A 25,416-nucleotide genomic window follows, 5' to 3' on the forward strand; every position below is an offset into this window, starting at 1 on the left:
ATATAATTTTTTCATTAATATATGGTGAATTGTATAAATGGGGTGAAATGTAAATGAAAACAGGACGAATAGTAAAAGTTTTAGAAGATAAAAGACGAAAAGAAACCTTAATAGAATGTGATGAGAATAGAAAGATAATTATAAGTTTTTATTATCCTATTGATGAAACATGGAAAGAAAGTAGACAGGCACTTTACGCGGACTTATATAGTCCAAGGGAAGATGAGTTTATTAACAGGTTTAAAGAAATGGTACCTTTAGAAAATGATGCAGAAAAGGAAAAATTTCTTGGAAGTATAAAGACTAATATATATAATGATGCTCCTATAAGTAAAAAACAGGTTACATATCCAGTAATCATAAATTCTACAGGCCTTGGATCGCCAAGGGATTATGTGACTTTTAACATTGAAGAATTAGTAAATAAGGGGTATGTGGTATTTACCATAGGGCATATTTATGATAGCATGTTCACTGTTTTTCCAACTGGCCAAATACTTGAACCGTCAAAGGAAGAATATACTCAAGAGGAAAAGGAAAATCTTATAGATATTAGGAAAAATGATATTCTATTTGTATTAAATCAATTAGAAAAATTAAATAATGAAGATGATGTTATAAAAAACAAACTTGATTTACAACGAATTGGAACAATAGGACACTCATTAGGAGGAGCAGCTGTTTTTAAAGCTTCTCAATGTGATTCTAGAATTAAAGCTACAGTGCTTTTTGATGCTTCGATGCAATTTCTAAATTTAAGTGAAGATATAAACGAAAAACAAAGATTAAATACACCTATTTTGAATTTTAGAAGAGGTAATTTTAATTATGAAGCATCTATGACGATGTTTATTGATTATTTGAAAGATAAATTTGATGATGAACACTTTAAAAAGCAAATTATTCTCTATGATAATATTCTAAGAGACTCAAATAGGGAACAAAAGGCGCTTTTCAATTATTTATGTGGTTATAAGTCCTTTATAAAGCTTAATGGTACTAAACATATGACCTTTACAGATTATTCGATAATAAAAGGAGAAAAAATGGAAAACGAAACTTTATCTGTAGAAAAATCACATGAAGTAATAAATGATATAACAATAAGATTTTTGGATGAGTTTTTATGTGGAAAAGAAAAACAATATAGTGGATTTATTAAAAATAATAATTATATAACATTAATTGATGAAGATGGTCAACCTATAGGAGTTTCTAATTTATAATGTCCATGGATTTTATGTTTTGTGACATCACAAAAATACTAAGGGACTTATGCGCTTTTGAATGTAAGATGAAGGAAAGATTATTCATATCACATCTACATAAATTTAACATAGATAGTTTATGTCAGGAGGAAAAAAGTGAAAATTATAGAAACTAAAAGATTGATTATTAGAGAATTCGTGCCAGCAGATTATGAACTATTATTTTTATACAGCCAAGAAGAGATTGCAAAAAAAGAGTTGCCAGACGAGGTATTAGAAAACAATGAAAAAGCAATGGAAGAAATAAAGATATTCAAAGGGAAATATCCACATGACTATCCGCTGGTATATGCAATTGAATCAAAAGAAGCATGTTGCTTAATTGGGCATATATGCTTAAGTCCGATAGCAGAAGGAATTGAGGTAGGATATGCTATTGCAACTGATTATCAAGGAAATGGTTATGCAACAGAAGTAGTGAGACCTTTTGTAGAATGGGGTAAGAAACAGCAAAAACTAGAAAAAATTTATGCTATTGTTAAGGTATCAAATGCTGCATCGTTGAGAACTGTTGAAAAGTCAGGTTTTACATTAGAAAGCGAAGGGAAACGTAAATGTTGGGGAAATTTAGAAATTATGAAAATTTACACATTTTGAAAGGTAATAATGCTTAAATACTCCATTATGGTAAGTTAGTATGGGCATTGATATTAGTTAGTTTCATGCTATTTTTAGGAATATACGATTTTAACTAAAATCGTACATTCCTTTATGACTTTTTTTAAGAAAGTTACCAAAATTTCTTCTAATAATATTTAGGAATCTCTATTGCACTTTTACCATATTCTAGTTGCTGACAAACCCCTACCACACTACTTCAAATTCTTCACAAACAACCATCATATTTTCATCAAAATTGAGGTCGTATGCTTCGAGTTCATTTGAAAAAAAGTCTTTATGTACCTTTCTCCAATATGCTATGGAGCGATCTCCTTCGCCCTCCTTAAAAGCATGACTTTCTGACACTTTCCAAAATGGGCAAGTATAAACTTTAGTTGTTTCAGTTATACAAACAGCATTGCTATCAGAGTCTAAAATAATATTCAACCCACCTATTGGTGGCAACGGACTATTATCAAGTTCATATAATTTATAAGCCGATGCAGTTGCTGTCTTGATGCCCTCTACTACAAGTTTTGCAAGTTCATTCGCTATTAAGGTGTCTCCACCAAAACACCAAGCATCATAAGTCTTATTTTTCACATGATTGTTTTGGGTATATAAATCCCACATTTCTTTTTCGGTCATAGGTTTTAAACCTCCTTATATAATCTCTGCGCTTAGTTATTTTATATTTTTGTAACGCAAATTTAACGATATTTCAAAAGGGAAGTCGTTAATATTGCATCTTTGAAGATACCCAGCTGCGCAGATGATGATTTAATTATACTATTATTACCGTAAATTGGATATTGAAAAATGAATGTATGATTTCAGGCAAAAGATCACGCATATCTTGAATGCCATGTTTGTCAATGCAATTATTTCTATGTTAAATCATCTTCATCGAAGCTACAATATTAGGGACTCTAATTGCGGAGAAAAAAGAGTTTTGGAAAGCCTTATACAATCCTTATAATTACCTAGTATTATAAAACTATAGCAAACGAAAGGAAGATGAATATGGATAATTACATTTTACAAACAAAAAATCTTTGCAAGACTTTTAAAAAAGAATGTGCAGTAAACAATATATCTTTATCAATTAAGGAGAATTCTGTATATGGATTGTTGGGACCCAATGGTGCTGGAAAATCAACTTTACTAAAAATGATTACGGGAATGCTTCATCCCACATCAGGAGAAATTATTTTTGAGGGGCATCCCTGGATCCGGAATGATCTTTCTGATATAGGAGTTTTGATCGAATCTCCACCTCTTTATGAAAATCTTACGGCGGTTGAAAACCTCAAAGTACGAACCATTCTTTTAGGACTGACTGATTCCCGCATTAAAGAAGTACTTAAAACGGTTGATTTGATAAACACAGGAAAAAAGAAGGCAGGACAGTTTTCTATGGGAATGAAGCAAAGGCTTGGAATTGCAATTGCACTACTAAACAACCCCAAATTGCTAATTTTGGATGAACCTACAAATGGCCTGGATCCTCTTGGAATACAAGACTTAAGAGAGCTAATACGTTCTTTTCCATCACAGGGAATAACCGTTATTCTATCTAGCCATATATTGTCTGAGGTTGAATTGATTGCAGACCATATCGGTATCATAAGCAATGGTGTACTTGGATATGATGGCAAAATTAATCCTGGGGAAGATTTAGAAGTTCTTTTCACAGAGGTTATAAAAAAGAACAGAAAGGATGTTTAATAATGCTCAAATATTTGCAAGCTGAAAATTTGAAATGTAAAAGAACATTTATAAAAAAACTAATTTTTATGGCACCGATGCTTACTTTGCTATTTGGATTTATGTCCGGAAATTGGTTTCAAGCCAATAGCTTCAATTGGTGGTACATGATGCTACTACCAGGATATATTTCAATAATGGCAGCGATGACTAATGAAAGGGAAGAAAAAAAATTACGCTATAGGGCTGTATTTGGTCTGCCAATTTCACTAAAAAAAGTGTGGATTTCAAAAGTTTTGGTAAATGGGATTTATATGACCCTCTCCTGCATGGTTTTGTTAGCTGGAATTCTTTTAGGAGGTCATCTAATTTCCAACATCCTGCCGTTTTCTCGGGCACTTGTTGCAGCTATTTTGATTGCAGTTACATTTTTATGGCAGATTCCACTTTGTATGTTTTTAGCGAAGAAGCTGGGAATGTTAGGGGCTATTTTGATCAACGTTGGAAGCACATTTATGCTAGGAGCTTTGACTGCAATCACATCAATGTGGTGGATTTGTCCTTATAGCTGGACATCTCGTATTATGTGTCCCATTCTTGGATATCTTCCAAATGGACTTATGGCAGAAAGCGGATCTCCAATGCTAAATCCCATCGTAATTCCAATTGGAATTATTCTGTCCCTTATTCTGTTTGCTTTGCTACTAATTATTACCGCTAATTGGTTTGAAAAACAGGAGGTTAATTAATATGGTTGCTTTACTTAGATGCATAAAATCAGATTTTTACAAATTAAGACATACCTCTATTTTGTGGATTCATTTACTGATTCCACTGGCAGGAGCGCTTATATTTTTATTATATTATCACATGACATCAAAGAACTCAATCATGGATATAAGTACGTATCTGGAAGCGCTGGCCATTGCTTTTCCTTTGCTCATAGGCTTAATCAGTGGGATAGTAATTGAGCAGGAGCAGCAGGCTGGGAATTTTCAGGTACTGCTAACTACTTCAAAATTAAAATGCACTACGTATTTGAGCAAACTAATTCTTTTGCTTTTATTAGAAAGTTTTTCTGTTGCACTTGCTGTAGGAACATTTGCACTTGGATTTCACATAGTGCCCTATTTATTTTACTTAAAAGCAGCAGGAGCATTATTTATTGGAAACATATTTCTTTATATTCTACATGTGTACATTAGTCTTCAATTTGGAAAGGCCGCCTCTGCAGGGATTGGAGTTTCCGGAAGTCTGATTTCTGCTCTGATGCTCACAGGTCTTGGTGATAATATATGGCACTTTATTCCATGGGCATGGAGCGGGAGGTTTTGTGATTATCTCGTTTTCGAATTAGTCTCTCATTCCGCCGCACTTGATACAAAGCAAGGGGTATTTATCATGTTATTTTCCCTATGTATTACCTTCGTTGCTAGTTTGTTTTGGTTCCAAAAGTGGGAAGGAAAAAAGTCCTATGAATAAGGATAAATTATTATGAAGGTAAAAAATATTGATACCTTTGTTCACAATTTTATTTTTATTATAGTATGTGACCCCCACTTATAGAAGTGGTAGACTTCCTTCTGGAATGTCGTTAAAAAAGTAAGGACCTATGTAATTAAATTATCACCTGGAGTGCTGCAATATCATGTGATTTTATATATATAAATACTTAAATAAATACCAGCTATGATTTACTCTTGTTTGAAAAGAATTACTGTGATGAAACCCGCTAATAAATACTCGATTAAGATTTAAAATTCCATTAGATTTATTTGCCCATCTTCCATTAGTAGTAAATGCCATTTCATAACCTGCAGCATTTACTGCTTTTAATGTATCTAAATTATAGTTTCCAAAAGGATAAGATATATATCTAACCGTCTTATTTAAAGTCTTTTCAATATACTCCTTAGATGCTTTTAGAGTTTTCAGCTGAGCAGCATAAGCGAGTGTCCCTAATTTGTCATGTAAATTAGTATGACTCTCTATATCTATTCCGTTGTTTTGCATTTCTTTTAGCTGGGCTGAGGATAAAGACTTCTTACATTTATCTACAGAATCTGTTATTACAAAAATGGTTGCTTTAAAATTATATTTTTTTAAAATTGGAAATGCATTAGTATAGTTATCCTCATAGCCATCATCGAAGGTAATAAGAACAGATTTTTTAGGGACGGGCTTATTTTTAACCATAAAATTATATAACTCATCAGTACTTAATGTTGTAAAGCCATTATCCTTAAGATACTTCATGTCCATATTAAATTTATCAGTGCTAACCACATATGGATTTAATTTTGCTGTCCCAATAGAGTGATACATTAAAATAGGAACACTTTCATTATTATCTTTTAAAGATATTTTTTTTGATATTTCATTGTTACTTTCACTCTTAAATACAGAACATGTTGATTTTAAAGCATAAAAATCTTCATTATAACTCTCAATTTTTAGCTCTTTATTATGATGCCCTATTCCAAGCCAGCCTATTATTACAAACATTGCTATAGCAAGGATTTTAAAAGATTTTTTAGCCATATTTATTCAGTCTCCTTATTAAGTGTATATCAAATCATTAAGTCTCGCACTATTAAACCACTGTGCTCTAACATATGAAAACGTCTAAAATTTATGCTCCTAACCTTCATTACTTTTTTCGTAAAATAACATGATGAAAGGATGCTATGGCTTTATACTCTTCCAATTCACTTACCTTCAATTCTATTTCCAACATCTGCTCTTGCCATGTCTTATCCTTTTGAATCTCCTGATTTTGCTGTAAACTCCAAAATGTTCTAATCCCCAAAATTCTTTCTATTTTAAATTTATCTGACCATTCTAATATCTCTGTATCTTCATAGTAATTAATACTACCAAACTGTTGTGCATGTCCATTCTGGCCTTTTAATAAGTCATTGGAATGTTCAAAATTATTCAATAACACTACCATCTGCATAACTCTTCCAGCCTTATTATGTTTTAAAACAGAAAGATAGCCCTTGGTCTTTAATATCCTTGAAAATTCTTTAATAATTTCTTCTCTTTCATCTGCATATTCAAAAACATTATGGCACAATATCACATCAAATGATTCATCTTCAAAATTCTTAAGTTCCCTCATATCTCCTTTTATTTGTATATACTTGTTTTCTGTAAATCTATTCTGAAGCATCTTTTCATCTGGCTCAATTGCTATAATCTCATTGTCTATAGCAAAATAGTCAGCTGTTATGCCATTTCCACTTCCAAAATCCAAAACTCTTTTATTATGTATGAATTTTAGCTGTTCCCATGTCATTTTCTTTTGTAATAACTCCCAAGGAGCAATACCTTTAATAATCACTCTTAACACCTCTTATTATCATGCTATAAAAATAATTCTTACCTCATCTTTTCTTACCACTGCGACACAATTTAATAATAGTACATCTTAACATTTAGGAATATTGTACCATAAACAACAAACTTCTTATAGTTTTAAGATTTTTTTTGACCCGAAATACTTTAGTATTATCCAATAATATGGGCAAAATAAAACTAAATGATAAACAATTTACAATGTGGATACAAGAATCTTTTCAATTTGATAATGAAGCACTAATTAAAAGATATTAAACCATGGAGGGGATAAAATGATTTTTAAGATTATTGCAGACTATCATACTCATACTAATATTGCAAAGGGACATATTCCCTTATTTACTACTATTTTAGGAGAACATGCAAGCGGAAGTATTGAATCAAATGTTAAAGCTGGAATAAAAAGAGGATTAAAAGAAATTGCCATAACAGACCATGGTTATAAACATATTACCTTCGGGATGAAACTAAATCAATATGAAAAATCGCGTAAATTAATTGATGATCTTAATAAGAGTTCATTATTGAAGGAGAATGACTTTAAGATTCTTCTTGGCGTAGAATGTAATATTGTTACTAAAAAAGGGGATATAGATATTAAAGATGAAGTAATTGATTACCTTGACATAATTTGTGTGGGTTATCATCCTGGAGCAGTACAAAATCCATTTTTATTGAGGAATTATACAGAAGCTGCAATTAACGCTATTAAAAAATATGAAATTACCATATTAAATCATCCTTTAGAGCATGTTAATCCAGATATTATCGAAATTGGAAAGGTTGCTGCTCTAAGAAATACTGCTTTGGAAATTAACAGAGGTCATAGGAATATGGATATTGAAACAATACGAAAGTTAAAGAATATGGGTGTCAAATTTTCATTAGGAAGTGATGCACACAAATCAGAGGATGTAGGGTATTTTGGTAAAGCTTATAATATTGCAGTTGAGGCAGGCCTTACAGATGATGATATTGTTAATGCTTATGGAAATGCACATAGATCAATGAAATTATTAAGACATTAAGTTTGGTAATGGTAAATGTTTAATATCAATATTTAATGCATATACTACAATTATTAAAAAAAGCTAAAAAATAAGAAATCAGGTGATTTAAATGATATACATATATAATTGTTATGGAGGAACTCATTCATCTATTTTAGCAATTGCTTATCACTTAAAAATGCTGGATGAAACCCGAGAACCGACTAAGGATGAAATATTGGAATTACCTAACTTTAATAAGTTAGTATATGGAAATTGTGGAGAACTTTTTTATTATGGAAGTGATGAAGCTGGAAACAAAGTTTATGCTGTAGGTAGGGGACGTTCAAAGGTTTTGATTCCAGGATTATATAATCTAGCTTCTATGCTTCATAAACAAAATCTATTAAATGAGAAAATTGTATTTTCCAATACGTCGCCAACTGTTCCATTACCAATGACCTTTGGTGGATTTTTTTCTAGGTGGCTAAAAATTGATTTTATAGGAGTGCCATTACTTGTAAAGGGAGCAAAACAATCATACACGGACGTTATAAAACTTGTAAATCACACAAAGAAGGCAGCAAAGGAAGACACATCAGGGGTTATTATTTTAGATAATAACGAATTTAAGAAAAAATGATTTTTAACTATTACACGGGTTACATCAACTAAAAGCTGATTTAACTTTTTATCTCGAAACGGAAAAGTAATTAATACTACCCCACCCTAACCATAAAATCAGATAAAAACAAGAGTTTGAACTTAAAGCCCCTAACCACGAGATATAGTGGTTAGGGGCTTTATCTTGCTTGTGCTATAGCAATGTTTTTACCAATATATCCTAATTTTAAAAATCATTATTTTAAACTCCAAAAATAACTAATTTAGATGTATAATGGATACATATAGTTAATACAAAATTTTAGAGTATAGCACAATAAGTAATTTAGCTTAGAGAGGTGTACCCATCCATGCCAGAATTAAAAGAAAGATTAATAGAGTCAATTATACATTCAATTATTATAATGATAATTTCATTGTTAATAACATACTTGATTGTTATGAATTTATCCATATTTTTGATGTCAATAAGCTCCATAATTGGGGTGTTATTTTTAATAACTTATATTAAAAAACCATATAAGAGAGAGCATTTAATCATTAATAGTTGGCTATGTATGATATGTGTACTTTTTATTGGAAGTTTAGTTGGAAAGCTTATTCCGTTAACAAGTTTAATTTCATTTGGTATTGGATTATCAATAGTAGATATTATTAGTTTTACAAAAATCGGCTCAAAAACTGCAAATGCAAAAATTATGGCAAATAAAAATGTAATGTCAAAGTTAATAGTATATGGCAAATCATTTAAAAGTGACAAAGCCATACCAACAAAAGGGTTAGGGGATTTTTTGTTTTATACAATATTACTTTCAGGTATATATAAAGTAAGTAACAATTCTAACTTTGTATTTTATGGTGTATGTTTAATATTTTTAGGATGTGCAATAAATTGGATTATAGTTTGTTTTATATATAATAAGAAAGGGTATAAGGGATTTCCAGCAACTTTTATTCCTTTTATTTTGACATTGTCATTATTCTTGCAGTTTATACATTAAGTATTTAGTTCATAACTTCCTTATATATCGTCACAAGTAACCCTAATGGTATTATTTACTTATAAGTTAATTAGAATTATGCGAAGATTATTTATATTAGGTGGTGCAGAATAAATATGAAAATTCAAAACAAAAAGACAGGTATAGCAGTGCTTATTTTAGTAACAATAGAGCAGGTTATTAAAATAGTAATTAACAACAATTTTCTTGACAAAAAATTTCCTATATTGCCTCCTTTGCTATACTTTGATCCTATGTTCAATAGGGACTATTCATGGTTTAATTCTATGTTGCAATTAGGTATCGGTAAATGGATACATATTTCAATAGTAGCAATTATGAGTATATTAATATATCTGTTTTATAAATATCTAAATAAGCAATTTGGTACTAACAAATTTATTAATATTATGTACGCTTTTGTATTTTCTGGTGCTATGTGTTCATTAATTGACAAGATTTTTTGGAACGGTAGTTTAGATTACATATTAGTAAATGGTTTTTTTACGTTTGACTTAAAAGATGTATATATTAATATTTTTAATGTTTTTATTGGACTACTAATCTTATCAGTGCTCTTAAACTACCCCTTAAAAAACAAAGTTTTAAACCAAATTGATGATAATATAGTAAAAGATTTTACTAAATATATTCTACGAAAATCATAAAGATAAGTTACATCATCCTCTTTATATTTTTAGGGTATTTTTGCCCATCCCCCCGAAAAGGTGGAATAAGAAAAATGTACACTTACAGTTCGCTAAATTATGCTATCTAGCGAACTATTTGACTTATAGAACCTTAATTTCTTTAATCTGATGCTCTCCATTTCGTAAATCTACTTTAAATAGTCCACCTGGGACAGATTTTACTATGTTGATATCTGCTCCACAGTAAGTTGTTTGATTATCCACTAATGTCTTTAACACAGCACCATGTGTTACGATTAATATATTTACATCAGAATATATGCTATCGTAGTAATTTAATCTTTGTATTACTCTTGAAAAAACATTCTTTTCGGACTCCATTTCAGGGACATCAAAATCGGGAAACTTTAATTTAATCTCTTCTTGTGACAACCCTTCCGCTAAACCAAAAGATCTCTCGATAAATAATTCATCAATTATTATTTCGCCTTTGTAACCAATACTATTTGAAAAAATCAACGCACTCTCATTGGCACGAGATAGAGGGCTAGATACAATATAGTTAATATCACCAATACTTCTTTTGAAGATAAAAGCAACTTGTTCAATCTTCTTTTTTCCTGTTTCATTTAGTGGAATATCTGTGTGTCCTTGACACCTATCAATAGTATTCCAATCTGTTTCTCCATGTCTTAGTAAAAAAATACTCACAAAACCATCTCCTCTTTTGGGTCTAGAAATAATATTTGCACAGACCACCAAATTTATAAATCAGTAAATATTTTGCTCAAATAACTCAAAGTTAAATTTCATCTTTAACCAATTGATAGTAATGAGTAGTTTGTATTTTACTAAATCCAAGACTTTGATATAATTTCAATGCTCTTGCGTTCCATTCTACTACGCTAGTTTCAATTTTATTAAAACCTTTGCTTATTGCATTATTGATAGCAAATTGTGTTATTAACCTCCCATACCCTTTACCTTGATAGGATGGTATAACAAATATATCATCTAAGAAACCACTATTATTAACTATTGCAGATGCTATAAGCGTTTCATTATTTATTAAGAGGAATATCTGCTCCTTGTTTTCTAAAAATTCTTCTCTTTTTTTATTGTTTAACTCACAGCATAAATGAGGTTGGAAATCATGCACTTTTCTCATTTCATAAAAGCTTTTTCTTAATCCTTCTGCATATTGTTCAAAATATTTATCTTCATATGCTACAAATTGTAAATCTGACTTAGGTTGTACTGACCCATTATAGTATAAATCATGCATCCCATACCACTTTTTATAACCTAACCCTTTATAAAAGAATGTAGCATCATCTTTATCAACTCTAAATCGTGTTTTTATAAAAGTGAGTTTAACTCCAGCTTCCTGCTTCATTATTTCATTATAAAGTAAAGTCCCAATTCCTTTTCTCCTTGCATCAGGAATTACATATAATAGCACATCCGCTTTCTTTTCAGTATCATTCCATAGTTTGACACAGCTAAATCCTTGTATCCCTTCTTCGCTATCGTCATATACAATTATTTTGATATCGTCATCATTAAAATATTCAAAAATATCTTGCTCATCAATTACAATTCCCTGCCTAATTATTTTTATCAATTCATCTTTGTCTTCAACTTTATAGTCTCGTATCATTTAACTTTCCCCCTCGTATAAAAAATATTTTTATCTTTATTACTCTTAAAATACTAGTACGACATAAAATTTCTCCTTAATTATAACATAATTACCATTAATTATACATAAAAATTAGGCTATGTTAGACAATATTGAGGATAAAAGAATATAGTATCCCAACTCATAAAATCATAGTTAGAAGAAGTATGATTTTTCACTTATTATTTTATTGAATCATTCGAAACGGTAATTAATTATTTTTGCAAGCAAAAAAGAGCGGTTATTCGCTCTTTCGATTTAATACATCTGATAGTATTTCTAATTTATCTCTTTCATCCATTAGTGTACTATCTAATCTTTCTTTCATCATTTCCATAAATTCTTCTTTTGTTACGAGTTTATTTTTGATAAGAATATCAATAATAATTTCTACCTGATGTATTGTTGCAATCCTTTGATTGTCCATTAATTTTGACATTATAATCGCCTCCCAGTACATATATTATCTGGAATATTAAAATATCCTACCAATAATTTATTATTTACCCATGAAAGGAAATTTAGTAAGTATGAAAAGTGTTAAAATATCTAATAGTTTGCATTTGTCAACCGAAAAGTATCCAACTTAGAGCATATAAAAAACAAGTGTTTACTAAATTATAATTGTTTTATATACTAATAATAACATAAATTCAAGTATAAGGGGTTAAATTATCTAAAAATTGGTTCTCTACCTTTATAATTAGCAATTCTGGTATCTACAAAGTTAGTTGATACTCCGTTAAATTTATCTATCCAATTTTTAAACTGGCTGTGCAAACTATTTACATGATTAATATGATAAATGCAGTTTTTATAGTGGTTTCCCATAATACGTTTATGGTCTAAATTAAGATTTCTACCAAACCTAATATAACTTTTATTATAAATGTAAATTTTATATTGTTTTATCTTATTAATTTACTTAGATTAGGAGCCCATTTTGAGTGTGTAATTTGTATAAGATAATATACAAATTTATCTCTTTTATTCTAGTGACCGTTTATGGGAGGTGGCCATTATGTTACTTTCAGAATATCAATATACACTTAATATATTAAACCCCCATATCATTAGATATGGGATTACTTGCGATGACATAAAAGAAGATTGTAATGGCAGTTGTGGTAATATAAGTATGATATTATAATTTACAAGATCATGAAAAAGGAGGTTTGAAAGTGTATGATTAATCCAATCGTTATTGTTGCATAGCAAAGGCTATTGCAACGAGCAGTTAGAACACATAGCCTTTGCTATTCCTAATAGAAACAAAACCTTTAGGAGGGCAAAGATGAGCTATAACAAAGTAATTTGTATACTCCCTAATGATTTGATTAAAAAGGTTCAGGAATATATAGATGGGGAGTTTATCTATATTCCAAGAAAATCAAGTAATAAAAAGGAATGGGGAGCCAGGACCTCTATCCGTCAAGAATTATATAAACGAAATACACAGATTTATGGAGACTATTTGGCGGGTCATAGTTCACAAGATTTATCTGGAAAATATACAAAGGATAATAAGGGAACAAAAAAATAGTGCTTAACTTTCAAAATGAGCCAATGCAGTCTTGTTACTGTATTGGCTCATTTTTTTTATTAACTATCTTTAAGGTTTAGCTTTGTATGCTCGGATGCTACAATTCAAGTAGAAAAATACTAGATTAGGAGGACTTATGATGAAAAAGTTTTGTGACAATCCACCTGTTATTTTTCCTATTAATGGCTAATAGGAAGGAGAAATTTTCATGCAAAATTTAACCTGGGACATACAGTATCTATCACCACCTACAATTAAATCATCTCCTGGGTAGATGTAATAGCTTCGAAGAAGATAACTTAACGACTTCAGAAGGAGATTTAGATTCCCACTGAAGTTTTCTTTTTATTGTAGTATGTGACCCCCACTTATAGAAGTGGGAGACTTCCTTCTGAAATGTCGTTAAATATTATAAGAAGTGTGGTAAAAGAACAGAGCACCGTAACCACAGCTCACAAAAAATTGAGAAAATGAGGTTTTATTATGTTTGATATTAGAAAAATCCAAGAGCAAGTAATTTTTGGTGCCGTAAAAAATGCCAGTGACGATAAAATGGCAACAAAAATTGTATATGGAGAACACGAGCTATCTTCCTCAGAAGATAATGCGACATGGGTGAAATCCACCATGAACAGATTAGAAAGCAACTTTGATATGTCTACCGTTAAGCAGATTAGAATGAATTGTCAATGTGGATATGAGATGGATGAAAAATTAGCATTAGTGCAAGAACTGGTTGCATCATCCTCTAATTTAGAGGAATTTGCAAACCAAGATAAAGCAAAGGCAGCTGGACTATCTTGCACAAATGGAGATCTCTATCTACAATTTCCGTTTTGCCCTTGTCCAATGCTTGCCAATGTGGATAAATTAAATACGGATACATGGTGCCAATGCACTGCAGGGTATAGTAAAGTTCTTTTCGAAAAAGCCTTTGGCTGTGAAGTCGTTGTAGAATTATTAAATAGTATAAAAATGGGTGACGATATATGTCTTATGAAAATCATTCCTCGTGATTCTATTTGGAAATAGGCAAATAATCTACTAACATTTTTATCATTACTTTGAATTTTTGAGCAAGACCTTGATTTTTTAGTGGCGCCATTCTTATAGTACTCTATATCCTCATTATCTACATCTACATTAGGTATGTAAAAGGCTTCTCTATCTTCTATGTCCATAAAATCTTCAAAGCCTACATACCCAAAATCTCTTAAAGTAAAATCACAAGGTTTGATAGTATCTCTTATTTTGCTCCCAAAAGTATTGTCAATTCCAGAGCCAGACCCCCTCCTAGCCATAAGATTAGATAAAAACAAGAGTTTGACCTTAAAGCCCCCAACCACAAAATATAGTGGTTAGGGGCTTTATTTTTCAGTTGGCAAAAAAAGAGCTAAATTAATAAAACGCTGGAATTTGCGGTTTGACTTTTCATGCCATTTGACATATAACTTTTTGATTTAGCTGAAACAAGATTTTTGCATAATAATGTGTTTCTATATTATTATTCAGATTTTATGAGCGTAGCGCCATGAGTGCTATCACCCACTGCGACATATCCTCCATCCGAAGTCTGCTGCACAGACCTAAACTTTTCGCCGTACCTAGCGCCACCGAAGCCCTTGACCCACTCGGTGGTTCCGTTGCTTTTGAATTTAACTAGAGCCATCTTCACATATCCCATTTTGTTACAGTCGTTTGCAAAGTCCCCGTCTGTTGAGCGAGACGTGCCGGCTGCCACATATCCCCCATCCGAAGTCTGCTGCACACTATAGAAAACCTCACCATCCGAGCCACCAACGTTCTTGATCCATTCAGTGGTGCCGCTTTTGTTGAATTTGATGAGAATCGCGTCACATGTGTCCTTATTGCTGTCGTTTGCAAAATCGCCGTTGCTAGAACACGAATACCCCGCCACTATGTACCCGTCATCTGAAGTCTGCTGCACACTATAGAAATCCTCACCATCCGAGCCACCTACGTCCTTGATCCATTCAGTGGTGCCGCTTTTGTTGAATTTGACGAGAATTGCGTCGATAGAGCCTTTATTGACACCAGTAAAATCACCGTTGTTGGACTGAGAATTACCCGCCACGATATACCCGCCGTCCGAAGTCTGCTTCACACTACGGAAATAATCATCTAACCCGCCACCGATGTCTTTAATCCATTCAGTTGTGCCATTTTTATCGAATTTGACAAGAATCCCGTCCTTTAAGCCTTTATTGACAACTCCAGCAAAATCGCCGTCGCTGGAGTCGGAATAACCCGCCGCTATATACCCCCCATCAGAAGTCTGCTGTACGGAATAAAACCTATCAATTTCTTTGCCGCCGATGCCCTTGATCCACTCGGTGGTGCCATTTTTGTTGAATTTGACGAGAGTTGCGTCGAGAGAGCCTTTATTGCTAACTCCCGAAAAATCACCGTCGCTGGACCCGGAACAGCCCGCCACGATATATCCGCCGTCCGAAGTCTGCTGCACACTATTGAAGAGATCACCCTTCGTGCCTCCGAGAGCTTTGATCCACCCAGTTGTGCCATCGCTGTTGAACTTAACGAGGGTCGCGTCATCTAAGCCTTTATTGCCAACTCCAGCAAAATCGCCGTCGGTTGATTGAGATGTGCCTGCCGCTATATACCCCCCATCAGAAGTCTGCTGTACCGAGTCAAACACATCATAACCCGTGCCGTCGACAGCCTTCGTAAAGGTCGATGTGCCGGATGATGACACCGCACCCGCCGTGACCGTCATCTCCGCCATGAGCGCAAGGCACATGGCTAACGAAGTTATTATCTTTTTCATTATCATATTAATGTATCACTCCTTATCCTAAAATTTTAGCAATATAACCAGAAGTCCGTTTGGTCTTCTTTATTATATCATTAATGACATCTATATTGTATCATTAATGTAATCTATTTACAATAAAGTCATCCTCTCTCATAGAAAACGACTCTTTTTCTGAATTGCAGAAAAGCATACTTTTTTATAATAATATCTCCATAAATCCCTTATACCTCATCACAAATAACCCCATATCATTAGATGTGGGGTTTAATATATTAAGTATATTGATATTCTGAATTAAATTCATAATATGCTTTTCAATCCTTTTTTTCTTACACGTATTATTAACCTAATGAAAAGCATTATTAAGATTAATAACCCTATATTGGGAATAATAAATTTACCATTGATTATTGTAAACAATAGGTTTCCATTAATGCTCATAATGTGAAACCCCGTAATATTCTGTATTCCATCTGTTATTAATGCCAAGCTGTATGGTACCATATTTAGGGTTAGTAAATATAGTAATATTAATAATACTGACATTATAAATATTACCGTTGATTTTACAGAATAATTATATGTGTTTTTAATACCCTTTAATAATTTATTTCCTAAAAGTTTAGTTAATATAATTGAAAACAACGTTCCTAACAAAAACATAGTAATATATCTCCAATCAAAGAGATAAAGACTTTTAGTTGAATTTATTATATGAATTGTAGCACTAATTTTATCTAGGATAATGAACCGGAATATACCATACCCAGCCATGATTATCTTTTCTAAAATAAAAAATAATATATTACACAAAACTAGATTTTTAATCTTGTTTTTTTCATCTTTCAATTTTTTATTTATAAAAATAAATGAGGCACATACCACTGGTATAGTCATAATAACATAAGAAATCATAGAATTAGAATAAGCATTTTGCTCTACATTACCTAAAAATTTGAAAACAAAATATATTAAAAACATTTCTAACAAGCAATTCATTCTTTCTTTACTTGAAAAATCAATAAATTTATTATGTGAAGGCAAGTTATTTTTAATACTATTACCTATAAAATTACTTTCTCCAAAACCTTTAATTGATAATTTAATTGCATCCTTTTCAGATAACCCTTTATCCAAATATTCATTTTTTAAAAGTGATAGATGATCTTTCATCTCAAACTCTAAATCTTTTTTATCATCTTCATTTATCCCTCTTTCACTTAAAAGTTCTTTAATATAATCTTCAAATCCATTCATATTAAACCTCCTTAAAAATATTTATTAAACTCGTTACTTTATTCCATTGGCTTATTCTTTCATTTAATGTTTTTTTTCCATCACTAGTAATCTTATAATACTTTCGTTTACCTGTTAGGTTATTCTCCTCCCAGTATGATTGGATTAGTTCCTTTTTTTCAAGCCTCTTTAATGCAGGATATAACGTTCCTTCACCCATAGCATATATCCCATCACTTTTTTCTTTAATACATTTAGCAATCTCATACCCATAGTTATCTTGTTTGTTAATTATAGAAAGTATAAGAATATCAATGCTACCTTTCATTATCTCTTTATCCATAAATCCACCCCCATACCTCGTATTACTACTTAAAATAAGTTTATCACTACATACCTCGTAATACAAGGTTGAATTCTAAAAAAACTTAATATTTACATTTATCAATGTTGATATATTAAAACGAATTGTCCACCGTAAATGTATACTTTTTTAAGCAATATATATAGCGTTCAATATATAAAAATTATCTTGAATGCTTTTCATATATTGCTTAAACTAATCAAAATAAATTTCTTCTTCTCTTCATAAGTAATTATATTTTGATGGATTTAATTAATTACACTATCTCTTTTGGTAGCAAACAATTATGTTATAAATAATTACAGTAAGTCTAACTTTGAGTCTTTTTCTGTGATTAATCTTATTGGTTTGCAGGGATTACCGTATGCAAGATAGTTATCCGGTATATCTTTTGTAACAATACTACCGGCGCCGATAACTGCGTTATTTCCAATATGAACACCGCCACAAACCACGACATTGCAAGCAATCCAAACATTATTTCCAATGTGTATTTCCTTTGCGTATTCGGACATAGACACATGACCATCTTCATATTTCATGGCAATTCTCTCTTCCGAAATGAGTGGATGTGAGGTTGCCATGATGGAAACGTTAGGCCCAAACATGACATTATCACCAATGTAAATTTTACCATCATCTAAAATCGTGGTATTAAAGTTCGCAAAGAAGTTCTCACCTATGAACGTATGGCACCCATAATTAAATTGTATAGGGCCTTGGAAATAGTATTTTTCTCCGATTTTTCCCACAAATTCTTTGATGATTGGCAGACGGCTTTCATCATACTCATTAAGCAAATTGAATTTCTGACAGAGAATATGTGCTTTATGCTTAATATCTCGAAGTTCTTTCGTACATGCATCAAACAGCCTACCTGCAAATATTTTTTCTTCTTCTATCATAGTTTACCTCCTAGAAATAATAGATTTAATTCGCAGAATATAAACAATCCTTACATCGTATCTTTCTACAATTGTCCAACAATATAAGAATATTCAATTAATGTTATGCCTAAAGGTCTTTTTTCACTCATATGTATCCCTCCCATTAATATCATAATATATGAAAATGGTTAAAGAATTTATTCTATTTAAATTTTTTCTGAAGGTTCTCTATATCTTCTTTGTTATCAATCCATTCTTCAGAATAACCACACACCACCTACATTGTCCTAGAAATATTCTTGCTGAAGGGGTACTCCAGTATAGGACAATTCATCCACTGGATTAACAGGCCCAAAAGCAAATGCAGCCTGAGGATCACTCTTTTCATCATTTAAATCGAAGGGATTAACCGATGATTCTGTATTTTTATTCAAGTCATAATGCTTTCTTGAGTGAATTCTGATTGTTACGTTACTCTTCTATTATTAATTTTAAGCAACTATTGCAATCTAAAAATAAAAGTAGTAAAATATAATTAACCCAGTTATATATTTACACGGTAATGTAATCTATTTAAATGCTTGAAAGGTGATTTTATGGAGAAAGAAAATATAGAAGAATTCATACACGTGGTTGGAGCAAGAGAAAAAAATCTTAAAAATATAGATGTAAAAATTCCCAAGAAAAGGATAACTGTCTTTACTGGTGTTTCTGGCTCGGGGAAATCATCTTTGGTATTTGATACAATAGCGGCAGAATCACAACGGCAGCTAAATGAGACATATTCAAGTTTTATTCGCCATCGTTTACCACATTATGGGCAGCCCAATGTAGATGCCATTGAAAATTTATCTGTAGCAATTATCATTAATCAAAAGCGTATTGGCGGAAATGCGAGGTCAACGGTTGGGACAATTACCGATATATATTCTTTACTGAGATTATTGTTTTCTCGTATAGGAAAGCCCTTTGTGGGTTATTCTGATGTTTTTTCATTTAATAATCCACAAGGAATGTGCCCTAAGTGTGAGGGGCTTGGAAAAATCGATATGATAAATATTGACCGCCTGTTAAATAGAAATAAGTCATTAAATGAGGGTGCAATTTTATTTCCAACCTTTGAGCCGGGAGGATGGAGGTTAAAACGATATATTCACTCAGGCTTTTTCGATAATGAGAAAAAAATAAAAGACTTTACAGAGGAAGAATTAGAGTTACTTTTATATAAGTCAGATATTAAAGTAATCACTTCCGATCCCGAATGGCCTAAGACGTCTCTTTATGAAGGACTGATTCCTAGAATTGAGCGAAGTTTTCTCAAAAAGGAAGATGGCGAAGCTACCAAATACAAAAAAGATATAGCTAAGATCGTTAGTAAAGAAACGTGCCCTGACTGTGGGGGCGCTAGATTATCACAATCTGTTTTGCAATGTAAAATAAACAATAAAAATATTGCGGACTGTGTTACAATGCAAATTACAGATTTGGTGGATTTCATCCGCACCATTAAAGACCCTAAAGCTGCAACTATGGTCATGGCTATAACTAATCGACTGGAACATTTAGTCTCAATCGGTCTCGGTTATTTAAGCCTAAACAGAGAAACATCCACGCTTTCCGGGGGTGAATCGCAGCGGATAAAAATGGTTCGGCAATTAGGCAGCAGCCTAACTGGTCTTACGTACATCTTTGATGAACCAAGCATTGGTTTACACCCACATGATGTAGATAAAATCAATACGCTTTTAAAACTTTTACGAGACAAAGGAAATACCGTCTTGATTGTTGAGCATGATCCGGATGTTATTAAAATTGCAGATTATGTCATTGACATGGGGCCGAAAGCCGGTATCAGCGGCGGTAAAATAACTTATCAGGGTTCATTAGATGGTCTTGTACATTCAGATACGCTGACAGGCAAAACTTTGTGTAGCCAACCCCGGTTAAAAGAGAATATTAGAACTTCCACTGGACATTTGTCTTTAGAAAAAGCTCAGTTGCACAATCTTAAAAATATTAGTGTAGATATTCCGAAAGGTGTTATGACAGTCGTGACGGGTGTCGCTGGTTCAGGTAAAAGTACGTTAATCAATCAGGTTTTACCTAAAGTTTATCCTGATACAATTTTTATTGATCAGAAGCCAATACAAACCTCAAAGAGATCTAATATTGCTACTTTTACAGGAATTTTTGATGATATTAGAGAACTATTTTCAAAAGCAAATCATGTCAAGCCTGCTTTGTTCAGCTTTAATTCACAAGGAGCTTGCCCCAACTGTAAGGGCTTGGGCGTAACCCATACAGACTTGGCGTTTATGGACACAGTCGTTACTGTGTGCGAGGTCTGCCAAGGAAGGCGATTTACAGACGAAGTATTAAGCTATCAATTGCGCGGTAAAAGTATCAGTGACGTTTTAAATATGACCGTTGACGAAGCCTTAGATTTCTTCTATGAAAAAGAAATAGTATCTACCTTGAAAAGATTAGCAGATGTAGGAATCACTTATATTACGCTTGGACAACCATTAAATACTTTGTCCGGCGGTGAATTGCAAAGAGTAAAACTTGCATCAGAGTTGGAAAACAGAGGAAATATTTATGTGCTGGACGAGCCTACAACAGGACTTCATATGTCCGACATATCACAGTTGCTTAAAGTTTTGAATCGCTTGGTTGAACAAGGCAGCACTGTAATTGTAATAGAACATAATTTAGATGTGATCAGTCAAGCGGATTGGATTATAGACTTAGGCCCTCTTGCTGGGCAAAATGGTGGCAATATCATGTTTGAGGGAACACCGAAGGATTTAATAAATTGTACCTCTTCCATTACAGGACAATACCTAAAAAAATATATTAAATAGGGAGAATTCTCATGGCTAAAAAAGAATTAGAAAATTGCTATATCCCTTTTCAGTGTATGATTATCAACAATATCAATCGCTTTAATATCGAGGGAGTGACAACAGCACAATATAATGTATTGGATATTTTAGATAAGCAAGGCTCTAAGACTACAAAGGAGCTGGCAGAAATCAGGGGGATTACTCAGGCTGGAATGTCTAAACTGACCAAAAGATTGTTAGAGAAAAAATACATTATTCAAAAGCGGCGGGTATCAGACCGCAGAGCCTATGATATTCTAATTACTTCGGATGGCAAGGATTTTCTTGCAAGATCAGAAAAGTTCAGAAATGAAATTATGGATTTAATTGAAAATACTCTTTCCGAAAAAGAGCTAGATTGTTTTGTACAGCTTTGTAAGAAAATTACTGATTCCTATGTTAAGGAATAATATAGACTGAAAATTCAACCTAACATTAATATTTGAAAACCAATTTCCAAGCGGTAATAAAAAAAACCGCAGTTTTGGCAGAGGATTTCTTATGCTAAAATTACATAGAGCATAGCTGAACGGCGGCATAAGGAGGATGCCGCTATGCAAAAACAACATCGACAAAATATGACGCTTTGTGACCGATCAAAAAAAGTTCTTGCTTTCCACGGGAGTATTGTGTCCGTAATTCTTCCTCTACATATATAAAAATCATTTTCCTCTATGCCCGCCTGGAGTTTTTTCAGTCGGGCTTTTTTGCGTCTAAATTTTTTTTAATATTCATAGCTATCGTTCGGCAAAGTGTGATGCCGTTTCAGTAGTAAGCAAACAATTATGTTATAAATAATTACAGTAAGTCTAACTTTGAGTCTTTTTCTGTGATTAATCTTATTGGTTTGCAGGGATTACCGCATGCAAGATAGTTATCCGGTATATCTTTTGTAACAATACTACCGGCGCCGATAACTGCGTTATTTCCAATATGAACACCGCCACAAACCACAACATTGCAAGCAATCCAAACATTATTTCCAATATGTATTTCCTTTGCGTATTCGGACATAGACACATGGCCATCCTCATATTTCATGGCAATTCTCTCTTCCGAAATGAGTGGATGTGAGGTTGCCATGATGGAAACGTTAGGCCCAAACATGACATTATCACCAATATAAATTTTACCATCATCTAAAATCGTGGTATTAAAGTTCGCAAAGAAGTTCTCACCTATGAACGTATGGCACCCATAATTAAATTGTATAGGGCCTTGGAAATAGTATTTTTCTCCGATTTTTCCCACAAATTCTTTGATGATTGGCAGACGGCTTTCATCATACTCATTAAGCAAATTGAATTTCTGACATAGAATATGCGCCTTATGCTTAATATCTCGAAGGTCTTTCGTACGTGCATCAAACAGCCTACCTGCAAATATTTTTTCTTCTTCTATCATAGCTTACCTCCTAAAAATAATAGATTTAATTCGCAGAATATAAACAATTCTTACGTCGTATCTTTCTACAATTGTCCAACAATATAAGAATATTCAATTAATGTTATGCCTAAAGGTCTTTTTTCACTCATACGTATCCCTCCCATTAATATCATAATATATTAGGACAATTCATCCACTGGATTAACAGGCCAAAAGCAAATGCAGCCTGAGCAGAATAATTGTATTATTATCTATATTAATAGGTATATATGTAATTCAATACCGTTTTTATGTCATTCAATACAATTCTATTGACAACTAGTTAAATTGCGCATACATCTTCCCAATTTTGTATTGGATATGCTTTAGAAAAACCTAAAATTCCAAAATCATTATTGAAAAAAGCTAAGTAGCCCTACCTACTTAGCTTCGGCTTATAAGGGTAGAAAACCAATTTTTAAATAATTTAATCCCTTATACTTGAAATTTATGTTATTATTAGTGTATAGACAGACTACAATTTAGTAAATACTTGCAAAATAGTGTGTACTAAGAATTATTTCTATTTTTATCCTATTAAAAAATGTTTAACAGAAAAATCTTTTGAAAAGTATCTATCACTTCAAGGAATAAGTGAAGAGAGTATTAAACATAAAATATCCTCCGCTAAGATAAATGTTATGAACAGGATTTATATATATAATTAGGTCTCATATTTCTTATATGGTTCATCAGGAATTATAAATGAATCTAAAAATATGAAGATTAATAAACCCATAGACTTTAGAACATATTCCGGAAATTTACTTAAACAAACCAAATATGTAAGAAAGAATTATGATAAGAAATAGGGAGGGGAATTATTATGAGTAGTATATTCACAAATATTATAGTAAACATACCATATATTATTATGGCTCTATTAGCATTTAGTCTTTTGATTATAATACATGAATTAGGTCATTTTACCATGTGTAAGCTAAATGGAGTAAAAGTATATGAATTTTCACTAGGAATGGGTCCGAAAATTTTTGGAATCAAAGGAAAAGAGACAAAGTATTTGATTAAAGCATTTCCAATTGGTGGCTATGTTAAGATGGAAGGGGAAGAATCAGTAAGTGATGATCCCAGAGCTTTCAATAATAAAACTCCATGGCAAAAACTAAGCATAGTTTCTGCTGGTGCAATTATGAATTTAATATTAGCAGTGGTTTTATTTGCTATTGTAGGTGCTGCAGAAGGATATATATTACCAATAATAGGAGAAGTAGTCCCTAATAGTCCAGCCCTCCATGCTGGACTAAAAGTCGGAGACAAAATTAATAAGGTTAATAAGGTTAATATAGATAAATGGGAGCAAGCTATAATTGAATTTTCCAATAATAAAGGTAAAAGTATGAATATCGAGATACTTAGAGATTCAAAAGTGAAAGAAATCTCTCTTACCCCTATTAAAAATGTAAAAGAAAATAAATTCATGATAGGAATCGCTGGTTTACAAAAGAAAATGAACTTTGGCGAAACTGTAAGTTATGGATTTAATCAAACTATTAACTCAGCAAAACAAATTTTTACATTTTTCGGAAGTCTATTTAAAGGTCAAGTTTCTTCAAATGAGGTGGGAGGACCAATAAGCATAATACGAATTTCAGAAAAGGCAGCACAAGCTGGATTTACAAACTTAATGTTCCTTACTGCATTTATAAGTGTCCAGTTAGGGATACTCAACATAATACCTTTCCCAGCTTTGGATGGAGGATGGATTTTTATGCTGTTATTTGAAATAATATCAGGTAAAAAATTAGATGAAAATAAAGTTGGAACCATAAATTATATTGGATTTGTGTTTTTAATGGCATTGATGGTATTAGTAGTTATTAAGGATGTAGTTAGTCCACTAAAATTATAAGAGATTAAGGCTATGAGAGTGAAAGAAAACAATAAGTTAATTGGCAATGTTTATTTTCAACAGCAGGAGCCTAAAGAATTCTTAACATGGGAAATCAGTTATGTGTTTAATCCTGAATATTATGGAAAAGGCTATGCCACAGAGGCGTGTAAAAGAGTTTTGAAGTATGGTTTTGAACAATTAGGATCTCATCGAGTTATTGGTAAGTGTAACCCTAAAAATACTCCCTCATGGAGGTTATCGGAACGACTTTTGATGAGAAGGGACGGATATTTTAGAAAACCAGCCTTCTTTGGGAAATCAAATCAAGGAAAACCAATGTGGCATGATGCTTATCAATATTCAATATTAGCTGAAGAATTCCTTTCTATTAGAATGACTAAAATTACATAAGGACTATTGCTACCTGACGCTAAAAGAGAAACTTTACTTTCTAAGCCTTCCCACGCACCACTACAGAATTTTTCTGGCATCTTACAATTTTTTGATATGTATTCCCTTCTTGTCCCTTTACACAAACTACAGGGAG

Annotated in this window: 27 protein-coding genes and 1 pseudogene; 16 read left to right on the top strand and 12 right to left on the bottom strand. The window is 32.2% G+C overall.

All coding sequences use genetic code 11. From position 1 onward, the window contains the following. Positions 1–53 precede the first annotated feature (53 nt). The gene (locus G9F71_RS25730) at positions 54–1,226 is read left to right on the top strand and encodes an alpha/beta hydrolase family protein (protein ID WP_164951750.1); all 1,173 of its coding nucleotides are present in this window, start codon (positions 54–56) and stop codon (positions 1,224–1,226) included. Between the two features lie 138 nt (positions 1,227–1,364). Beyond that, the gene (locus G9F71_RS25735) at positions 1,365–1,865 is read left to right on the top strand and encodes a GNAT family N-acetyltransferase (RefSeq protein ID WP_164951749.1); all 501 of its coding nucleotides are present in this window, start codon (positions 1,365–1,367) and stop codon (positions 1,863–1,865) included. A gap of 207 nt (positions 1,866–2,072) precedes the next feature. Here G9F71_RS25735 and G9F71_RS25740 read toward each other — a convergent pair whose 3' ends face one another. Continuing rightward, on the bottom strand, positions 2,073–2,516 hold the full coding sequence (locus tag G9F71_RS25740) for an ASCH domain-containing protein (RefSeq protein ID WP_164951748.1): 444 nt from the start codon (positions 2,514–2,516) through the stop codon (positions 2,073–2,075). 375 nt (positions 2,517–2,891) lie between these two features. Here G9F71_RS25740 and G9F71_RS25745 point away from each other — a divergent pair, with 375 nt between their 5' ends. Genes G9F71_RS25745 through G9F71_RS25755 form a run of 3 tightly spaced genes read left to right on the top strand, consistent with a single transcriptional unit; the run spans position 2,892 to position 5,057 of the window. Next, entirely contained in the window at positions 2,892–3,596 is a 705-nt protein-coding gene (locus G9F71_RS25745; RefSeq protein ID WP_164951747.1) for a lantibiotic protection ABC transporter ATP-binding protein, read from the top strand. A gap of 2 nt (positions 3,597–3,598) precedes the next feature. Then, positions 3,599–4,324: a lantibiotic immunity ABC transporter MutE/EpiE family permease subunit gene (locus G9F71_RS25750; RefSeq protein ID WP_164951746.1), complete on the top strand. Its 726-nt coding sequence runs from the start codon at positions 3,599–3,601 to the stop codon at positions 4,322–4,324. A 1-nt stretch (position 4,325) separates the two neighbouring features. Beyond that, positions 4,326–5,057: a lantibiotic immunity ABC transporter MutG family permease subunit gene (locus G9F71_RS25755; protein ID WP_164951745.1), complete on the top strand. Its 732-nt coding sequence runs from the start codon at positions 4,326–4,328 to the stop codon at positions 5,055–5,057. Between the two features lie 174 nt (positions 5,058–5,231). Here G9F71_RS25755 and G9F71_RS25760 read toward each other — a convergent pair whose 3' ends face one another. Both G9F71_RS25760 and G9F71_RS25765 read right to left on the bottom strand, forming a co-directional pair. Further along, positions 5,232–6,116 carry a polysaccharide deacetylase family protein gene (locus G9F71_RS25760; protein WP_164951744.1) on the bottom strand — a complete coding sequence of 295 codons (885 nt, stop codon included), beginning with the start codon at positions 6,114–6,116 and terminating at the stop codon, positions 5,232–5,234. Positions 6,117–6,225: 109 nt separating this feature from the next. Further along, positions 6,226–6,921: a class I SAM-dependent methyltransferase gene (locus tag G9F71_RS25765; RefSeq protein WP_164951743.1), complete on the bottom strand. Its 696-nt coding sequence runs from the start codon at positions 6,919–6,921 to the stop codon at positions 6,226–6,228. Between the two features lie 289 nt (positions 6,922–7,210). Between G9F71_RS25765 and G9F71_RS25770 the strand changes: the two genes are divergently transcribed. The 4 genes from G9F71_RS25770 (at position 7,211) to G9F71_RS25785 (ending at position 10,220) form a co-directional block, all read left to right on the top strand. Continuing rightward, entirely contained in the window at positions 7,211–7,966 is a 756-nt protein-coding gene (locus G9F71_RS25770; RefSeq protein WP_164951742.1) for a PHP domain-containing protein, read from the top strand. A 91-nt stretch (positions 7,967–8,057) separates the two neighbouring features. Further along, complete coding sequence (locus G9F71_RS25775; RefSeq protein ID WP_164951741.1) at positions 8,058–8,570, top strand: DUF3189 family protein; 513 nt, start codon at positions 8,058–8,060, stop codon at positions 8,568–8,570. A gap of 331 nt (positions 8,571–8,901) precedes the next feature. After that, positions 8,902–9,552, top strand: coding sequence for a hypothetical protein (locus G9F71_RS25780; protein WP_164951740.1), 651 nt, complete (start codon positions 8,902–8,904; stop codon positions 9,550–9,552). 116 nt (positions 9,553–9,668) lie between these two features. Then, complete coding sequence (locus G9F71_RS25785; protein WP_164951739.1) at positions 9,669–10,220, top strand: signal peptidase II; 552 nt, start codon at positions 9,669–9,671, stop codon at positions 10,218–10,220. Positions 10,221–10,343: 123 nt separating this feature from the next. On the opposite strand, the gene G9F71_RS25790 is transcribed toward G9F71_RS25785, so the two are convergent. From G9F71_RS25790 to G9F71_RS25805, 4 genes and pseudogenes are all read right to left on the bottom strand, one after another. Continuing rightward, the gene (locus tag G9F71_RS25790) at positions 10,344–10,913 is read right to left on the bottom strand and encodes a histidine phosphatase family protein (protein WP_207712077.1); all 570 of its coding nucleotides are present in this window, start codon (positions 10,911–10,913) and stop codon (positions 10,344–10,346) included. A gap of 91 nt (positions 10,914–11,004) precedes the next feature. After that, positions 11,005–11,862: a GNAT family N-acetyltransferase gene (locus G9F71_RS25795; protein WP_164951737.1), complete on the bottom strand. Its 858-nt coding sequence runs from the start codon at positions 11,860–11,862 to the stop codon at positions 11,005–11,007. A 262-nt stretch (positions 11,863–12,124) separates the two neighbouring features. Beyond that, the gene (locus G9F71_RS25800) at positions 12,125–12,322 is read right to left on the bottom strand and encodes a hypothetical protein (RefSeq protein WP_164951736.1); all 198 of its coding nucleotides are present in this window, start codon (positions 12,320–12,322) and stop codon (positions 12,125–12,127) included. Positions 12,323–12,579: 257 nt separating this feature from the next. Continuing rightward, positions 12,580–12,768: pseudogene (locus G9F71_RS25805) on the bottom strand (IS1595 family transposase); the annotation flags it as partial. Positions 12,769–12,904: 136 nt separating this feature from the next. On the opposite strand from G9F71_RS25805, the gene G9F71_RS27470 reads away from it, so the two are divergent. The 3 genes from G9F71_RS27470 (at position 12,905) to G9F71_RS25815 (ending at position 14,458) form a co-directional block, all read left to right on the top strand. Continuing rightward, positions 12,905–13,033, top strand: coding sequence for a hypothetical protein (locus G9F71_RS27470; protein WP_263488331.1), 129 nt, complete (start codon positions 12,905–12,907; stop codon positions 13,031–13,033). Between the two features lie 144 nt (positions 13,034–13,177). Beyond that, positions 13,178–13,426: a CD3324 family protein gene (locus G9F71_RS25810; protein ID WP_164951734.1), complete on the top strand. Its 249-nt coding sequence runs from the start codon at positions 13,178–13,180 to the stop codon at positions 13,424–13,426. A gap of 483 nt (positions 13,427–13,909) precedes the next feature. Next, the gene (locus G9F71_RS25815; RefSeq protein ID WP_164951733.1) at positions 13,910–14,458 is read left to right on the top strand and encodes a DUF6144 family protein; all 549 of its coding nucleotides are present in this window, start codon (positions 13,910–13,912) and stop codon (positions 14,456–14,458) included. Between the two features lie 472 nt (positions 14,459–14,930). Here G9F71_RS25815 and G9F71_RS25820 read toward each other — a convergent pair whose 3' ends face one another. The 4 genes from G9F71_RS25820 to G9F71_RS25835 form a co-directional block, all read right to left on the bottom strand. Next, on the bottom strand, positions 14,931–16,232 hold the full coding sequence (locus G9F71_RS25820) for a hypothetical protein (protein ID WP_207712076.1): 1,302 nt from the start codon (positions 16,230–16,232) through the stop codon (positions 14,931–14,933). 288 nt (positions 16,233–16,520) lie between these two features. Next, complete coding sequence (locus G9F71_RS25825) at positions 16,521–17,477, bottom strand: hypothetical protein (protein ID WP_164951731.1); 957 nt, start codon at positions 17,475–17,477, stop codon at positions 16,521–16,523. A gap of 1 nt (position 17,478) precedes the next feature. Next, positions 17,479–17,799, bottom strand: a complete 321-nt coding sequence (locus G9F71_RS25830; protein WP_164948115.1) for a PadR family transcriptional regulator — start codon at positions 17,797–17,799, stop codon at positions 17,479–17,481. Between the two features lie 320 nt (positions 17,800–18,119). After that, complete coding sequence (locus G9F71_RS25835; protein ID WP_164951730.1) at positions 18,120–18,725, bottom strand: sugar O-acetyltransferase; 606 nt, start codon at positions 18,723–18,725, stop codon at positions 18,120–18,122. 578 nt (positions 18,726–19,303) lie between these two features. Here G9F71_RS25835 and G9F71_RS25840 point away from each other — a divergent pair. Together G9F71_RS25840 and G9F71_RS25845 are read left to right on the top strand one after the other, a co-directional pair. Further along, positions 19,304–21,571 carry an ATP-binding cassette domain-containing protein gene (locus G9F71_RS25840; RefSeq protein WP_164951729.1) on the top strand — a complete coding sequence of 756 codons (2,268 nt, stop codon included), beginning with the start codon at positions 19,304–19,306 and terminating at the stop codon, positions 21,569–21,571. Positions 21,572–21,582: 11 nt separating this feature from the next. Continuing rightward, complete coding sequence (locus G9F71_RS25845) at positions 21,583–22,002, top strand: MarR family winged helix-turn-helix transcriptional regulator (protein WP_164948047.1); 420 nt, start codon at positions 21,583–21,585, stop codon at positions 22,000–22,002. Positions 22,003–22,390: 388 nt separating this feature from the next. Here the strand turns inward: G9F71_RS25845 and G9F71_RS25850 are convergent, their stop codons facing one another. Next, positions 22,391–22,996, bottom strand: coding sequence for a sugar O-acetyltransferase (locus G9F71_RS25850; RefSeq protein WP_164951728.1), 606 nt, complete (start codon positions 22,994–22,996; stop codon positions 22,391–22,393). Positions 22,997–23,843: 847 nt separating this feature from the next. On the opposite strand from G9F71_RS25850, the gene rseP reads away from it, so the two are divergent. Together rseP and G9F71_RS25860 are read left to right on the top strand one after the other, a co-directional pair. After that, the gene (rseP, locus tag G9F71_RS25855) at positions 23,844–24,887 is read left to right on the top strand and encodes an RIP metalloprotease RseP (protein WP_164951727.1); all 1,044 of its coding nucleotides are present in this window, start codon (positions 23,844–23,846) and stop codon (positions 24,885–24,887) included. A gap of 12 nt (positions 24,888–24,899) precedes the next feature. Next, the gene (locus tag G9F71_RS25860) at positions 24,900–25,280 is read left to right on the top strand and encodes a GNAT family N-acetyltransferase (protein ID WP_164951726.1); all 381 of its coding nucleotides are present in this window, start codon (positions 24,900–24,902) and stop codon (positions 25,278–25,280) included. Positions 25,281–25,416: the final 136 nt, after the last annotated feature.

Origin of the sequence: Clostridium sp. FP2 (genome assembly GCF_011065955.2) — a bacterium.
In the GTDB taxonomy this organism is placed as follows: Bacteria; Bacillota; Clostridia; order Clostridiales; family Clostridiaceae; genus Clostridium_AD; species Clostridium_AD tagluense.

What these genes read in the sequence shown, in the direction of transcription:
- G9F71_RS25730 (WP_164951750.1), top strand. Translation starts at nt 54, where the DNA reads ATGAAAACAGGACGAATAGTAAAAGTTTTAGAAGATAAAAGACGAAAA.
- G9F71_RS25740 (WP_164951748.1), bottom strand. Translation starts at nt 2,516, where the DNA reads ATGACCGAAAAAGAAATGTGGGATTTATATACCCAAAACAATCATGTG.
- G9F71_RS25745 (WP_164951747.1), top strand. Translation starts at nt 2,892, where the DNA reads ATGGATAATTACATTTTACAAACAAAAAATCTTTGCAAGACTTTTAAA.
- G9F71_RS25750 (WP_164951746.1), top strand. Translation starts at nt 3,599, where the DNA reads ATGCTCAAATATTTGCAAGCTGAAAATTTGAAATGTAAAAGAACATTT.
- G9F71_RS25755 (WP_164951745.1), top strand. Translation starts at nt 4,326, where the DNA reads ATGGTTGCTTTACTTAGATGCATAAAATCAGATTTTTACAAATTAAGA.
- G9F71_RS25760 (WP_164951744.1), bottom strand. Translation starts at nt 6,116, where the DNA reads ATGGCTAAAAAATCTTTTAAAATCCTTGCTATAGCAATGTTTGTAATA.
- G9F71_RS25770 (WP_164951742.1), top strand. Translation starts at nt 7,211, where the DNA reads ATGATTTTTAAGATTATTGCAGACTATCATACTCATACTAATATTGCA.
- G9F71_RS25775 (WP_164951741.1), top strand. Translation starts at nt 8,058, where the DNA reads ATGATATACATATATAATTGTTATGGAGGAACTCATTCATCTATTTTA.
- G9F71_RS25780 (WP_164951740.1), top strand. Translation starts at nt 8,902, where the DNA reads ATGCCAGAATTAAAAGAAAGATTAATAGAGTCAATTATACATTCAATT.
- G9F71_RS25785 (WP_164951739.1), top strand. Translation starts at nt 9,669, where the DNA reads ATGAAAATTCAAAACAAAAAGACAGGTATAGCAGTGCTTATTTTAGTA.
- G9F71_RS25795 (WP_164951737.1), bottom strand. Translation starts at nt 11,862, where the DNA reads ATGATACGAGACTATAAAGTTGAAGACAAAGATGAATTGATAAAAATA.
- G9F71_RS25800 (WP_164951736.1), bottom strand. Translation starts at nt 12,322, where the DNA reads ATGTCAAAATTAATGGACAATCAAAGGATTGCAACAATACATCAGGTA.
- G9F71_RS27470 (WP_263488331.1), top strand. Translation starts at nt 12,905, where the DNA reads ATGTTACTTTCAGAATATCAATATACACTTAATATATTAAACCCCCAT.
- G9F71_RS25810 (WP_164951734.1), top strand. Translation starts at nt 13,178, where the DNA reads ATGAGCTATAACAAAGTAATTTGTATACTCCCTAATGATTTGATTAAA.
- G9F71_RS25815 (WP_164951733.1), top strand. Translation starts at nt 13,910, where the DNA reads ATGTTTGATATTAGAAAAATCCAAGAGCAAGTAATTTTTGGTGCCGTA.
- G9F71_RS25820 (WP_207712076.1), bottom strand. Translation starts at nt 16,232, where the DNA reads ATGAAAAAGATAATAACTTCGTTAGCCATGTGCCTTGCGCTCATGGCG.
- G9F71_RS25825 (WP_164951731.1), bottom strand. Translation starts at nt 17,477, where the DNA reads ATGAATGGATTTGAAGATTATATTAAAGAACTTTTAAGTGAAAGAGGG.
- G9F71_RS25830 (WP_164948115.1), bottom strand. Translation starts at nt 17,799, where the DNA reads ATGGATAAAGAGATAATGAAAGGTAGCATTGATATTCTTATACTTTCT.
- G9F71_RS25835 (WP_164951730.1), bottom strand. Translation starts at nt 18,725, where the DNA reads ATGATAGAAGAAGAAAAAATATTTGCAGGTAGGCTGTTTGATGCATGT.
- G9F71_RS25840 (WP_164951729.1), top strand. Translation starts at nt 19,304, where the DNA reads ATGGAGAAAGAAAATATAGAAGAATTCATACACGTGGTTGGAGCAAGA.
- G9F71_RS25845 (WP_164948047.1), top strand. Translation starts at nt 21,583, where the DNA reads ATGGCTAAAAAAGAATTAGAAAATTGCTATATCCCTTTTCAGTGTATG.
- G9F71_RS25850 (WP_164951728.1), bottom strand. Translation starts at nt 22,996, where the DNA reads ATGATAGAAGAAGAAAAAATATTTGCAGGTAGGCTGTTTGATGCACGT.
- rseP (WP_164951727.1), top strand. Translation starts at nt 23,844, where the DNA reads ATGAGTAGTATATTCACAAATATTATAGTAAACATACCATATATTATT.
- G9F71_RS25860 (WP_164951726.1), top strand. Translation starts at nt 24,900, where the DNA reads ATGAGAGTGAAAGAAAACAATAAGTTAATTGGCAATGTTTATTTTCAA.